This window comes from Pelodictyon clathratiforme (assembly GCF_982375515.1).
Genome location: NZ_OZ455102.1, coordinates 44914 through 57917 on the forward strand (window position 1 = coordinate 44914; position 13004 = coordinate 57917).

Annotated in this window: 11 protein-coding genes and 1 tRNA gene; 3 read left to right on the forward strand and 9 right to left on the reverse strand. The window is 48.8% G+C overall.

Annotation, left to right across the window (positions count from 1 at the left end):
• Positions 1 to 37: 37 nt before the first annotated feature.
• The 3 genes from AC56AD_RS00205 to AC56AD_RS00215 form a co-directional block, all read right to left on the reverse strand.
• Positions 38 to 304, reverse strand: a complete 267-nt coding sequence (locus AC56AD_RS00205; RefSeq protein ID WP_012506902.1) for a F0F1 ATP synthase subunit delta/epsilon — start codon at positions 302 to 304, stop codon at positions 38 to 40.
• Positions 305 to 319: 15 nt separating this feature from the next.
• Positions 320 to 1708, reverse strand: coding sequence for a F0F1 ATP synthase subunit beta (atpD, locus tag AC56AD_RS00210; RefSeq protein WP_012506903.1), 1389 nt, complete (start codon positions 1706 to 1708; stop codon positions 320 to 322).
• Between the two features lie 120 nt (positions 1709 to 1828).
• Positions 1829 to 1901 (reverse strand) — tRNA-Thr (locus AC56AD_RS00215).
• A gap of 155 nt (positions 1902 to 2056) precedes the next feature.
• On the opposite strand from AC56AD_RS00215, the gene AC56AD_RS00220 reads away from it, so the two are divergent.
• Positions 2057 to 2599 (forward strand): TlpA family protein disulfide reductase, encoded by a 543-nt coding sequence (locus AC56AD_RS00220; RefSeq protein ID WP_012506904.1) that lies wholly within the window; start codon positions 2057 to 2059, stop codon positions 2597 to 2599.
• Positions 2600 to 2732: 133 nt separating this feature from the next.
• Complete coding sequence (locus AC56AD_RS00225; RefSeq protein ID WP_041526352.1) at positions 2733 to 4595, forward strand: phosphoenolpyruvate carboxykinase (GTP); 1863 nt, start codon at positions 2733 to 2735, stop codon at positions 4593 to 4595.
• 68 nt (positions 4596 to 4663) lie between these two features.
• On the opposite strand, the gene AC56AD_RS00230 is transcribed toward AC56AD_RS00225, so the two are convergent.
• From AC56AD_RS00230 to AC56AD_RS00245, 4 genes are all read right to left on the reverse strand, one after another.
• The gene (locus tag AC56AD_RS00230) at positions 4664 to 4876 is read right to left on the reverse strand and encodes a dodecin (protein WP_012506906.1); all 213 of its coding nucleotides are present in this window, start codon (positions 4874 to 4876) and stop codon (positions 4664 to 4666) included.
• Positions 4877 to 4962: 86 nt separating this feature from the next.
• Positions 4963 to 5847: an SWIM zinc finger family protein gene (locus AC56AD_RS00235; RefSeq protein ID WP_012506907.1), complete on the reverse strand. Its 885-nt coding sequence runs from the start codon at positions 5845 to 5847 to the stop codon at positions 4963 to 4965.
• Positions 5848 to 5852: 5 nt separating this feature from the next.
• Positions 5853 to 8876, reverse strand: a complete 3024-nt coding sequence (locus AC56AD_RS00240; RefSeq protein WP_012506908.1) for a DEAD/DEAH box helicase — start codon at positions 8874 to 8876, stop codon at positions 5853 to 5855.
• 373 nt (positions 8877 to 9249) lie between these two features.
• Positions 9250 to 9795: an acetate uptake transporter family protein gene (locus AC56AD_RS00245; protein WP_012506910.1), complete on the reverse strand. Its 546-nt coding sequence runs from the start codon at positions 9793 to 9795 to the stop codon at positions 9250 to 9252.
• Between the two features lie 262 nt (positions 9796 to 10057).
• Here AC56AD_RS00245 and AC56AD_RS00250 point away from each other — a divergent pair, with 262 nt between their 5' ends.
• Complete coding sequence (locus tag AC56AD_RS00250; protein ID WP_012506911.1) at positions 10058 to 11359, forward strand: MFS transporter; 1302 nt, start codon at positions 10058 to 10060, stop codon at positions 11357 to 11359.
• A 3-nt stretch (positions 11360 to 11362) separates the two neighbouring features.
• On the opposite strand, the gene AC56AD_RS00255 is transcribed toward AC56AD_RS00250, so the two are convergent.
• Together AC56AD_RS00255 and AC56AD_RS00260 are read right to left on the reverse strand one after the other, a co-directional pair.
• The gene (locus AC56AD_RS00255) at positions 11363 to 12370 is read right to left on the reverse strand and encodes a type II TA system antitoxin MqsA family protein (protein WP_041526353.1); all 1008 of its coding nucleotides are present in this window, start codon (positions 12368 to 12370) and stop codon (positions 11363 to 11365) included.
• Entirely contained in the window at positions 12297 to 12728 is a 432-nt protein-coding gene (locus AC56AD_RS00260; RefSeq protein ID WP_012506913.1) for a hypothetical protein, read from the reverse strand. The genes AC56AD_RS00255 and AC56AD_RS00260 overlap by 74 nt, the downstream gene beginning before the upstream one ends.
• Between the last annotated feature and the right edge of the window lie 276 nt (positions 12729 to 13004).

Below are 13004 nucleotides of genomic sequence, written 5' to 3' on the forward strand. Positions count from 1 at the left end.
TTGAGAGCGCTGATGTTGATCATTCATTGGTATGAAATCAGGAAATGGTTTCGGTCAGCAGAATTGCCTTGTTGCTGCTGACTTCAAAAAAACCGTCAAGGATTGAAAACGATTGTTCGCTACGATCTGCCAAGGCAAGTTTGACCGTTCCTTTTGTCAGAGAGGAGAGCAATGGTGCATGGTTTTTCAGTACCTGAAACTGACCAAGCTCACCCGGTGCCGTGACACTGACAATTTCCCCTGAAAAATGAAGCTTCAGGGGAGTGACGATCTCTATGTGAAAGCCTTTATCGGAATTCGCCATGGTTAATGCTTTTGTTTAGAGCGTTTTTGCTTTCTCTACGGCTTCCTCAATGGTTCCGACCAGGTAAAATGCACTTTCGGGCAAATTGTCATGCCTTCCTGCGATGATCTCCTTGAAGCCTTTGATGGTCTCTTCAAGCTTCACATATTTACCTGCCAGACCGGTAAAGGCTTCGGCAACGAAAAATGGCTGCGAAAGGAAGCGCTGTACTTTTCTTGCTCTTGAAACAACAAGTTTATCCTCATCACTCAGCTCATCCATACCGAGAATAGCGATAATATCCTGAAGATCCTTGTAGCGCTGCAGAAGCTGTTTGACGGCCTGGGCAGTATCGTAATGATCGTCGCCGACAATGTTCGGGTCGAGAATGCGCGATGTTGAGTCAAGGGGATCAACAGCAGGATAGATACCAAGCTCGGCAATTGAGCGCGAAAGCACCGTTGTTGCATCAAGGTGAGCAAACGCAGTTGCCGGCGCAGGATCGGTAAGATCATCTGCAGGAACATAAATGGCCTGTACAGAGGTAACAGAACCCTTCTTGGTGGAAACAATCCTGTCCTGAAGTTCACCCATCTCTGTTGCCAGGGTAGGCTGATAGCCTACGGCGCTCGGCATACGTCCGAGAAGTGCGGAGACTTCCGAACCTGCCTGGGTAAAGCGGAAGATATTGTCAATAAAGAGCAGCACGTCACGCCCTTCTTCGTCACGGAAATACTCGGCAATACTCAAGCCGGTAAGCGCGACTCTCTGACGGGCGCCTGGAGGTTCGTTCATCTGGCCAAAAACAAGAGCCGTTTTGTCGATAACGCCGGACTCCATCATTTCATGCCACAAGTCGTTTCCTTCACGGGTTCGTTCGCCGACCCCGGCAAAGACGCTGAATCCGGACTGTTGTTTGGCAATATTATTGATCAGTTCCATGATCAAAACGGTTTTGCCTACACCTGCGCCGCCGAAAAGACCTGTTTTACCACCTCGGGAGTAAGGCTCAAGAAGATCGATAACCTTGATACCGGTTTCAAACATCTCGGCCTTTGTCGAGATTTCGTCAAATCTTGGTGCCAGACGGTGGATCGAGTAACTTTTTTTGGTATTGACAGGGCCGCGACCGTCAATCGGGTCTCCGACAACGTTCAGCATTCTGCCAAGAACCTCAAGACCAACAGGGACTTGTATTGGTTTGCCTGTATGGGTAACGTTCATGCCTCGTACAAGGCCGTCTGTGCTCTCCATGGCAACAGTACGGACACGTTCTTCTCCAAGATGCTGTTGCGTTTCCAGAACGAGTTTGGTGCCGTCAGCTCTTGTTACAGTCAGCGCGTCCAGAATTGACGGAAGCCGCCCTTCAGGGAAATCGACATCAACTACAGGGCCGATGATTTGGGAAATCTTACCTTCTTGCATAGTGACAGTTTGGATAGGATTTTATTGTGTAATCAAACGTTGGTGCTTCCGGGCTACTGTGCCTTCTCTCTTATTAATTGCGCGTCACATGACTCCTCTGCCTTGGCTGTTCCGGATACGAGCCACCTGAGGGACTTGAACCCACGACCTACTATTTACGAAACAGTTGCTCTACCAACTGAGCTAAGGTGGCTTAAGCAGGGCGAAAAATCAAGTGCAAATATATTTTTTTTTATAGAGAATCACAAAGACTAAATATCGCGTGATTTATGGCCGTCACAAAAAAGAAGAATTGTTATATTACGGAGCGTAGTCAATAGAGATTATTTTACTTTTAATCGGTTTCGTATGAAAAAAATGGTGTTTTCATTGAAAAGGCGGGTGTTTGCACTCTTGTTCCTCGGCACTCTTGCCGCGACACTGTTTGCTCCCACTCCTGCTGCAGCCTTGCCATTGGCGCCAGAGTTTACTGCAGTTTCTCTTGATGGCAAAACGGTAGCATCGACTAAACTTGCAGGAAAGGCTTATATCGTTAATTTTTTTGCATCATGGTGTCCTCCCTGCAGGGCAGAGATTCCTGATATGGTTCTCCTTCAGAAGAAGTATGAATCAAAGGGGTTTACGTTTATCGGTGTGGCGGTCAATGAAAATGAACCCTCCATGCGTGCTTTTATAACAAAGAACGGCATCAGCTATCCTGTGGTCATGGTCGAAGAGCGACTGATCAAGGCTTTCAGCCGATATATCGAAGGAGGGATTCGTGCAATTCCGACCTCATTTGTTGTCAACTCGTCAGGTCGCATCACCCAGGTCATTACCGGTGGACGAAGCAAAGAGGTGTTTGAAAAAATAATAATTGACGCCCTCAAAAAACCGGTAACCCACAAATAACGTCGTCATTCCATGATTGATGGTTTTCAGTTCCGGTCTCGTTTTGTACAGATCGCATTTTTTTCTACACGTCCGCAATCAGGGGTGATTGCGGACGTTTTTTTTTATAACCAATAGCTTATTAAGAACGATTATGACGTTAATGCAGATGAATCCGCCGGACTATGTGAAAAACAAAAAGCTGATCCAATGGGTGCAGGAGATGGCTGAGCAATGTTGTCCGAGTACCATACACTGGTGTGACGGTTCAGAGGAAGAGTACGACATCCTTGCCCGCCAGATGGTAGAGAGTGGTACGTTTATCAAATTGTCGGAAGAGAAGCGCCCGAACAGCTATCTCTGCCGTTCGGACCCGAGTGATGTTGCAAGGGTTGAAGACAGAACCTACATCTGCAGTATTCGCCGCCAGGATGCAGGTCCAACCAACAATTGGGTCGCTCCGAGGGAGATGAAAGAGACCCTGAAAGGGCTTTTCAAGGGCTGTATGACTGGCCGAACCATGTATGTTATTCCTTTCAGCATGGGGCCTCTTGGGTCTCCCATTGCCCATATCGGTGTCGAAATTACCGATTCTCCCTATGTCGTCACGAATATGCGTATCATGACGCGGATGGGTATCAAGGTTATGGAGTTGCTGGGTGAAAACAGCGATTTTGTGCCTTGTCTGCACTCTGTCGGCGCTCCGCTCCAGCCTGGTGAGCAGGATGTTGCCTGGCCCTGCAACGATACCAAATACATTGTTCATTTTCCTGAAGAGCGCTCTATTGCCTCTTTTGGCAGCGGTTATGGTGGCAACGCCTTGCTTGGCAAGAAATGCTTTGCCCTTCGCATTGCCTCTTCAATGGCACGGGATGAAGGGTGGCTGGCTGAGCACATGCTGATTCTCGGTGTTGAATCGCCGGACGGAGAAAAAACCTACATTGGTGGAGCGTTTCCGAGCGCCTGCGGTAAAACCAATTTTGCGATGCTCATTCCGCCTCAATCTTTTGATGGGTGGAAGGTGACCACCATTGGTGATGATATTGCCTGGATCAAGCCAGGTGAAGATGGTCTTCTTCGTGCGATCAATCCTGAATATGGCTTTTTTGGTGTTGCTCCCGGCACGTCGGATAAATCCAATCCGAACGCCATGGCAACGCTTGCGAAGAACTGTATTTTTACCAATGTCGCCATGACGCCTGATGGTGATGTCTGGTGGGAAGGGATGACCGATGAGGCGCCTGAGCATCTTATCGACTGGCAGGGTCAGGAATGGACTCCTGATTGCGGCCGACTCTCTTCACACCCCAATGCCCGCTTCACCTCTCCGGCAAATCAGTGCCCCTCCCTTGATGCTGACTGGGAAGATCCCAAAGGGGTGCCGATCAGTGCCTTCATCTTTGGTGGTCGTCGCGGAGATACTGTTCCTCTTGTCTACCAGTCAGCAAACTGGAATTCGGGCGTATACCTTGCTGCAACCATGGGTTCTGAAAAGACCGCCGCTGCGGCAGGAAAGGTTGGTGATGTTCGTCGTGATCCTTTTGCCATGATTCCTTTCTGCGGTTATCATATGGGCGACTATTTCAACCATTGGCTTCATGTCGGGCGTACCTTGCCTGAACTGCCAAGAATTTTTGGTGTCAACTGGTTCCGAAAGGATGAGAATGGCAAGTTCCTCTGGCCAGGTTTTGGTGAAAACATGAGGGTGCTGAAGTGGATTGTTGATCGTGTTCGTGGCACAGCCGGAGGTGTAGAGAGTCCTCTTGGGTGGATGCCGAAGTATGATATGATTGACTGGACGGGTCTGGAAGAGATGACTGAAGAGAAGTTTATCAAGCTGATGTCGGTTGATCGTGAAGCGTGGAAGAAAGAGCTGCTTTCACATGAGGCGCTTTTCGAGACGATATATGATCGACTTCCCAAGGAGTTTCCCCATATTCGTGAACTGATGCTCTCAACGCTCTGGATGTCTCCTGCACACTGGTCGCTGGCTCCGGAACATTATTCTGAAGGCTGATGATTTCGTAAATAAGAAAAAAGGCGCCTGCGAAGGCGCCTTTTTTTTTGCTGATCGGGCAGTTTTTCTTACTCTTCGTCGAGGGTAAAGCCGACTTTTACTGTGACCTGCCAGTAGGCAACCTTCTGCTCCTCAACATGGCAGCGGGTTTCAAGGATTTCGACCCAGCGGATGTTTCGGATCGTCTCAGCCGCTTTGGCAACAGCATTGTTGACTGCCTCTTCAATGCTTGTCGGTGAAGAGCCTACCAGTTCAATTTTTTTGTAGATATGAGCGCTCATGGCGTGTAATGGTTTTCGTGCTTGAAAAAAGGAATAACTCCATTTATTATAATAGCAAATCAGGGGAAATCTGCAAAAAACCGCTCTCAGTCAGGGCTTTCTGAAGGGACTTTTTCCTGCTCGGCTCTCTGTCTGTCGATCAGTTTTTCGGCCAAAAGAGTAGCAAGGTTGTACGTTGTTTCCATGGCGCTTAAAAAGTTTATGGAGGAGCGCCAGTAAGGAATTGAGCCAAGTCGTTTTGGCATGGTAGCCTGTACTGCTGGTGAAAGATGAGTGCATGATGGTTCGGGAGAAGGCGAATATCCCCAGAATGCGGCATGTTCGGAGGGAAGAGGTTCCGGTATTGCCGGGGGGTCGTCACCGGTAGCAGTCTGACGTTTGTAACCGATTTTTCTGAGAAACTCCTCCTTGTCTATTCCCCGTAACGTGAAAAGAAGAAAAGGATCCTGGTCAAAGGCCTCTGCCATCAAGTAAACAACAGCGGCAATGTGTTTGCAGGGGTTTGAGTAATCGGGACACGAACAGGTGGTTGTTAAATCATTGTATTTTGCGGGAAAGAGAGCAAGCCCTGCGGTTTTGAATACCCGTGCAAGATTTTCCGGCATCTCCCCGCTGAGGAGCTGCGCTATATATATCGGTTTCGAGGTAAGTTTTTGGGCCAACAGCTCTTTTTGCTCTTTTGAATAGGGCGTCAGTGTGATGGATACCTTATAGGGGCGAACTCTTGAGCCCTGCACTTTTGCCGCAACTCCCTTTTTGGCAGTGATGACAAGGTCGGTTACCTGCCCTTTTCGTGCGTAAGATTTTCCCCTTGTAATTCTCTCGCCAATATCAAAATTTTCAAGTGTTGTAATCCACTCTTTTCCCCACCAGGTTTGCCCGAATGCTCCCCGTTTGTTTTGGGCCTTTATACCACCGGCTACTGCCCTTGGGGCGGAGGAGGTGGGTCTTTTATACCAATAGTATTCCATAGCTCTTATTCTCCCATTGCTTCCTGTCCGAGCATAATGAGCTTGCGCAGATCATTGTTCGACAGTTCGGTCAGCCACTGCTCACCCGTTCCGAGAACCTGGCCGGCGACCGTTGTTTTTTTCTCAATCATCTCATCAATGCGCTCTTCGAGCGTGCCCGTCGTAATAAATTTATGAACTTCAACGTTTTTGTGCTGCCCGATACGGAAAGCCCGGTCAGTTGCCTGATTCTCTACTGCCGGGTTCCACCATCGGTCAAAGTGAACAACGTGGTTCGCTGTTGTCAGGTTAAGACCCGTTCCTCCGGCTTTCAGTGAGAGAATAAAGATGGAGGGTGAACTGCCCTCTTCCTTCTGGAAGCTCTCTACCATCTCATCCCGCCTTTTTTTGGTTACGCCACCGTGCAGAAACAGTACCTCTTCACCGTACAACTCCTGAAGATAGTGCTGGAGCATCGTTCCCATCATGGTAAACTGTGTAAAGAGCAGCGTTTTTTCGCCAGCTTCGCGGATGTCGCCAAGCAGTTCGGTCAGGCGTTTTATTTTTCCTGAACGATGTGCAATGGCAGAGTTGTCGCCAAGCAAATGTGCCGGATGGTTGCAGACCTGCTTGAGCTTGACCAGCAGCGCAAGTACAAGGCCCCGCCGGTCAATCCCTTCGGCGCTTTCAATTTTCTCCTGCAGTTCATCGACAACAGCCTTGTAGAGCGATGCCTGCTCTTTGGTCAGCGAGCAATACTCTTTCATTTCGATCTTGTCGGGCAGATCGGAAATAATCGACTTGTCGCTTTTCATGCGGCGCAGAATAAACGGGCCGGTCAGCGACTTCAGTCGTGCTGAAGCCTCAGGGTCGCCATACCACTGAATCGGCGTGTAGAAGTTCTGTTTGAAAAAGTGCTGGGTTCCAAGAAAACCGGGATTGAGAAAATCCATGAGTGCCCAAAGGTCGCCGACATGATTTTCAACGGGAGTGCCGGTCAGGGCAATACGGTAATCAGCCCGGATTGTTCGGGCAGCTTTTGACTGTTTTGTCTCAGGGTTTTTGATGTTCTGCGCTTCATCGAGAATAATGCCTGCCCAGGGAACCTTCGACAGAAATTCAAGGTCGCGCTGTAACAATCCATAGCTTGAAATGACAAGGGCTGAAGCGCTTGCAGCTTTGCGAAAATCTGCTGTTTTCATCCGGTCGATACCATGATGCACCAGCACCGCTAAATCCGGAGTGAACCGCTCCGCCTCCTTTCGCCAGTTGTTGACTACAGAGGTGGGGCAGATCAGGAGCACCGCCCTTTTTTCTCCAAGTTCACGCTCCCGCTGCAGCAGTGCAAGCGTCTGAATGGTTTTGCCAAGGCCCATGTCGTCGGCAAGACAGGCGCCCAGTCCCCACTTGCGGAGAAATGAGAGCCATGAAAAGCCTCGCTCCTGATAGAGGCGAAGCGTTCCCTCGAAATGCTCAGGTGGTGGAAGCAGTTCAAATTGTCCCTGAGAGGAAAGTTTTTCAAGCAGTTCCTGAAGCCACCCCTCGATTTCAACCGATCGAAGAAAGAGAGCATCCTCCTTTTTTTGTGCTCCGAGAGCTGTTGAGAGGAGTTCTCTGGCAGAAAGTTCACCAGTTGGATGTTTTTCAAGAAAATGGAGAGCATTGGCAAGCTCCTTATGGTCAATCTGTGTCCACTGTCCGCGCACCCGTACCAGCGGAACTTTCAGGTTTGCCAGTGTTTTCAGCTCCTGCAGGTCAAGCTCCTCATTGCCAAGTGCAGCAGCATAATCGCAGGCAACCATGCGATCCAGCGTGAGACCCGACCCGCTTCCTTTCATAGAGGGAAGCTTCACTTTTGTCTTGATCCCGATACGGTTGACTCCTCTGCGACCGATCCACCACGAGGGAAGCTTGACCACAAATCCTGCGCTTCGCAACAGTTCCGCATACTCCAGCAAAAATCTGTAAGCCCCTTCGGTATCAAGATCAAAGCCACCCGGCTGCTTCTTTTTCAGGCTTTGGGTGACTGCGGGGCAGAGGCCGGAGGCTTGTCCCAGGGAAGTAAGCAGGAATTCGGTACAATCGGAGGTATACGTTAAAGCGTGCTGTGATGCCTCGCTTTCGGGGTTCCAGAGATCCCCGGCGTCAAGAATCAGGCTTGGATCCGCTTTCAACTGCAGTTGATAGGCAACATGCCAGCGCTCCTTTTTCCGCCCTTTCAGTGGTGGCTCTGTCAGTTGCAGGCAAAACCTGAAGGGTGATCGCTCATGCAGGTCAATGGGACGCCGCCATGCGTTGAGCTGACAGGCAAACTGCTCAATCTCCTGCTCATTTTTCCATTTCAGCCGGGGATCACTGTTTGATAATGCATGAAGCCACGCGTCATGGATACTCTCGAAGTCACTGATTTTTGGCACCCCTGCTCTTTCAAAAGTACGTGACAGTGTATTGACAAGGAAAGAGAGAAGTCCTTTGAGCAGTAACTTTTTTGGTGTTTCCGGCGGTTGCGTGTCGGTGCGGCCGAGAGAGCGACAGACCGCAGGCATGGCATCGGCAAGCTGTTCAACTGCGAGGGATGTGGCACTGTCGGGGAGGGGCAACCACAAGGCCTCCCAGAATGTATCGTTTTTGATGATCGAAGGGAGCAGCGACTGGGTTCTGACAATGTTCAGTGCAATTTTTACTACCTGCCGTGCCCAGTGGAGAGAGCTTCCGAAGATGATGCCACTGCCGGGGATGTTGCCCTTTTCCGTAAGCAGGGAAAGCTCGAACAGAGCGTTGAAATTCAGCCGAAGCGCGGTAATCGGAAAGGCATGGAGTTGCTCTTCATCACTCAGGTCGGGCATGGCGCCGACAAGCGGAGATGATGGGACAGCTTTTTTCTCGCGGCAGGGCAGCCAGACACAAAACTCTTTTGTGGTGTTGTCGAGCAGGGAAAACATGCCGATTCCAGCCGTTGCGAGGCGTAACTCCTTCAGCATCCCGATCTTTTTTCCCTCACTCCAGAGTAGCGGGACTCCGTCAATGATGGAGATGTGCAGCGCAATCATAAGCTATCCTCTTTGGGTAATTCCTGCATCGCAGTTGCACTGTTCGTAGCTCAATTTTAGCTTATTACTCATCGCTATGCTGTGAAAATATTTCAAGTGTTCAATACTTCATACGGTTACTTTCAGGCCCCTTTCCTGATTTAAAAGAAGGGATAAAATAGAATAACAGGCGGTTCAGAACAACATGCAAACGCTCAATATCAGAAAAAATAATGGTTTTCCTGAAGGGCAGGGCGCCTTGCATATACCAGTCAGTTTTGGTTGATGGGGAGGTGTTCAGGAATCAGGAAAGCGTTGTGGAGCTGAAAGGTGGTATCGGTGCGGCCCGAAACAGCCGTAACACTGATGGCTGTTTCGGGCAAGAGGGGCAAGATTACACGCCCAGCGATTTGAAGAGGAGCGGAAGGGCACAGAGGCCGATGGCAACATTTGTTGCACCGCATATTTTTGTGATGAGAGCGTTCTGCTTGTACCAGGCAAACGGAAGCAGGATGGTCAGTACATTAATGAGCAGCAGAACCGTAGCTAATGGCCAGATTTTTCCGAGAAGGATGGCCTTGTAGCTGAAGACCGCTGTGATGAAAAAGATACCAAGAAACATGTGGGCATAGATTTTTTTGTCGCCGGGGTTATAGAAATGCAGGGCAACAATAACCCAGAAAAGCCCGTAGGTGGCAAAAATAGTGCCCAGGTAGATCCTTATGTCGGCAGGTAACCCCATGTCGAAGAGAAACATGCAGACAGCCGTGAAAAGCTGCGCAACACCGCCGAACCAGAGGGCGACATTTGCAAGATTGCGTCCCAGTTTTGCGTGATCTGTCTCTTTGTCAAGCCCGAATCCCAACTGTTCAAGACCAAACACCCAGACGGTGATAATAAGCCCGAACAACCCGATAGCCTCCGGATTAACAACATTCATTGGAAAAACTCCTTTTTTAGTTGTTGATAAATGTTTAACAAGTCACCATCACACTGTTAACAGTAATGGCCGCGTTAATGTACTGCTATTTTGGCAGAAAGAGGAAGGGTATTGCATGTTGTCTCTCTACTCCGTTGATGGCGCTTTGCTACCTGCAGTAACCTGCTTTTATCTGGAATTGGTTGAAATCAGCATAAGATTTCGCTTTCTTTTGATACCTTTGAACTCTCAAGAATGAGATAACTGAAGATGTTTTTATGCGATGACTTTGCCTGCTGAAACTGTTCTCCCAACCAATCCGAAGCCTCAAAAGCGAAACGGACTTTCCGGCCAATTGCTCACGGCTTTTCCTGCTTTTGAGAGCCCTAATTTCCGGCGCTATTTTCCCGGGCAGGTGATCTCCATGATTGGCACATGGATACAGATGGTAGCGCAAGGGTGGCTGGTGCTTGAAATAACCGGTTCCGCTTTCGACGTGGGGCTTGCGGCGGCGGCCTCCACACTCCCAACCCTTTTTCTCTCCCTCCTCGGTGGCGTGGTTGTTGACCGTTACCCAAGGCGCACCATCCTGCTCTGGACGCAGTCTGCGGCCATGCTGCTCGCCTTTGTGCTTGGGCTCTTTGCCGTGACCGGCACGGTGACCATCTGGATTATCCTTGTACTCTCCTTTCTTCTTGGCTGTGTGAACGCCCTCAATGTGCCTGCACTTCAGGCATTTCTCAGCGAAATCGTGGAGCGGGAGCATCTTGCTTCGGCCATTGCCATGAACTCAGCGATCTATAACGGTTCACGGGTTATCGGCCCCGCTATTGCAGGGTTTCTTATATCGGCCACCGGAACAGGCACCGCCTTTCTGCTCAACGGAGTCAGTTTTTTCGCAGTCATCCTCTCCCTGCTCTCCATGAAGAACACCCTAATAGAGCCTGCTGCAAAAACAAGCCAGAATCCCCTGCAGTCGATCAGGGAGGGGCTGAGCTATGCATGGGGGCATCCGGTGATCAGGACAAGTATCTTTTTTATAGCGGTCATCTCCATTTTTGCATGGTCTTATGTCACCATGCTGCCCGTGATTGCCAAGCGTACCTTCGGCATGGATGCGTCGGGCATGGGATACCTCTATGGCGTGTCGGGTCTCGGCTCGGTCGTCGGCACCGTGCTGGTCTCCATCTATTCCAGGAAAATTGACCGCCTTGTCTTCATTGCCGGAGGAACAATTCTCTTCGCTCTCGCCCTTATCGGCTTTACCTATACCACGCACCTTCCGGCAGCCCTCTTCTTTCTCTTTGTCAGCGGCTTCGGGCTTGTCTCGGCAGTCTCAACCCTCAGCGCCACCATCCAGGGCACGGTTGACGACCGTTTCCGCGGAAGGGTGATGAGCCTCTACATGATGATTTTTATGGGCTTCATGCCGATCGGCAACCTTGAAATCGGCTATCTTTCAGAACACTTCGGTACCGGTATTGCCATCCGTATTGGCTGTGTCGTGACCATTCTGGCGGCAGTGACTCTCATCTTCACCAGCCGAGGGGTGCGCAAGGCCTACAGCAGTTACAAGGCATCGTAACGCTTAAACGGCTTTCAAGTCAAATCCGTACTTGAGGTAACTGATCATCTGGTTCGTTGCATTAACATTTTCAATCCATGCTTTTTCCTCATGGCTGATCCTGATAATTTCCCTGGTACTGATACGGGAAAAAGTTTCGGCGACTGTTGTTAACGTATGCAACTCCTCCGCTGAAAACATTTCTGCATTGAATTTACGACCATCTCCAGGAAAAAATTGTTCCCCTGTTCCGCCATTGTCAAATTCCGTTTCTTCAACAGTGACGTCACCCTGTTTTTCAATCCACTCAAAAATAGTGTTGAAATTATCCGGTACGGGCCCCATCGAAATTGCACAATAACGGGCGCCACTGATCGAATACCCTGTTGTTTTAAAGTTCAGGAAATCCGCATAGAAGAGCAATTTGTTCAGCTTGGTCTTCCACGGTTTAAGTTGTTCAGCAAAAAAGAGAACCATTTCGCAGAGTTTTTCGAGGCTTGGTTTTCTGTAACCGGAATATTCATCGGGCAGTTTTGAGCCAAGAAAATACTCTTCGAGATCAACACAGCTTGTTTTTTTACGGCTTTCTATCAGGTGTTCAATCCTGGCAGTCAGTTTTTCCTGTTGTTTCCCCAGTAAAGCGCCACTCAGGTGTACAATTTTCTTAAACTCCTCAGGATCTTGAGCAACCTGTATCAGTCGGGCACTTGATTCGCTGGGAACCTCACCTTGCTCATAGTTTCTATAGGTGTTTGTTCCTAACCCGAGTATTTCCGCAATTTTGGCTGCCGATAATCCGTAGGCAGCCCTTATTGCGCTGATCTCTTCCGGAAAAGGGAGGTTATGCTCATCTCTGTACTGGTTGTAGACCTGAATCAGGTTTATCTCATCAAGCTCGGTGGTGGTGAACTGCTGCTTACTATCATTGCAGTAGTAATAGTGGTATTGAACAGAATAGTTATTTTTGCGGAATCCCATGATTCGCTGTTCCCGCTTCAGGGTCATTTCCCTGCCTGTTATCGGGCTTCTCATTCTTTTCTCTTTTAAATGGATACGAGATTTTATGTTCAGCAATATGAAATGAAATGCAGATAACGCTTGTACCTGGAGCACCCATAGTGATTTTGATATAGATCTCCTGCCGTTTTACCAGCTTGCCGAAAACCCACATTTCAGAGCCTTTATTCAGGTTGTCCTCAAGAGGGCCTTCACTATAGTCGTCAATTTCAAGAGCCGTAATAATTTTTCGCCTCTCTATTGGTCGTAATTCAAGGTTCAGAAGTGTCTGGGAATTCTTACCCCTGTCATCACGGAAAAGGATATTCCATATCTTCATTTTTTCCTTAAAGTCCCGAAGAAATGCACTGATCTGCTGTTTACTGGCAGTCATCCCAAAGAATTCGCTTGAAAAATCATAATACTTAAGGTTAATTTTTTATACTATAAAGTGAAAATATCAACATAAATAATAAAATATCCAACTATAAAGTGATAAATTTGTTTTGGGCTTAAGGCCTTTTTAGGGGTAAAGATGCATCATAACTGCCTGAAAAATTGCAGTGCAGTGAGTTGTTCGAAAACAAAGGTGACATGACACTATTGCCAGTTAAATCGGGATAGTTGAGCTGTCCTGTTGTGCTTTACTTTGAATTTTCATGATACAGGA

Bases quoted from the DNA above. Each gene is read 5' to 3' on its own strand.
- AC56AD_RS00205 (WP_012506902.1), bottom strand. From the start codon at position 304: ATGGCGAATTCCGATAAAGGCTTTCACATAGAGATCGTCACTCCCCTG.
- atpD (WP_012506903.1), bottom strand. From the start codon at position 1,708: ATGCAAGAAGGTAAGATTTCCCAAATCATCGGCCCTGTAGTTGATGTC.
- AC56AD_RS00220 (WP_012506904.1), top strand. From the start codon at position 2,057: ATGAAAAAAATGGTGTTTTCATTGAAAAGGCGGGTGTTTGCACTCTTG.
- AC56AD_RS00225 (WP_041526352.1), top strand. From the start codon at position 2,733: ATGACGTTAATGCAGATGAATCCGCCGGACTATGTGAAAAACAAAAAG.
- AC56AD_RS00230 (WP_012506906.1), bottom strand. From the start codon at position 4,876: ATGAGCGCTCATATCTACAAAAAAATTGAACTGGTAGGCTCTTCACCG.
- AC56AD_RS00235 (WP_012506907.1), bottom strand. From the start codon at position 5,847: ATGGAATACTATTGGTATAAAAGACCCACCTCCTCCGCCCCAAGGGCA.
- AC56AD_RS00240 (WP_012506908.1), bottom strand. From the start codon at position 8,876: ATGATTGCGCTGCACATCTCCATCATTGACGGAGTCCCGCTACTCTGG.
- AC56AD_RS00245 (WP_012506910.1), bottom strand. From the start codon at position 9,795: ATGAATGTTGTTAATCCGGAGGCTATCGGGTTGTTCGGGCTTATTATC.
- AC56AD_RS00250 (WP_012506911.1), top strand. From the start codon at position 10,058: ATGACTTTGCCTGCTGAAACTGTTCTCCCAACCAATCCGAAGCCTCAA.
- AC56AD_RS00255 (WP_041526353.1), bottom strand. From the start codon at position 12,370: ATGAGAAGCCCGATAACAGGCAGGGAAATGACCCTGAAGCGGGAACAG.
- AC56AD_RS00260 (WP_012506913.1), bottom strand. From the start codon at position 12,728: ATGACTGCCAGTAAACAGCAGATCAGTGCATTTCTTCGGGACTTTAAG.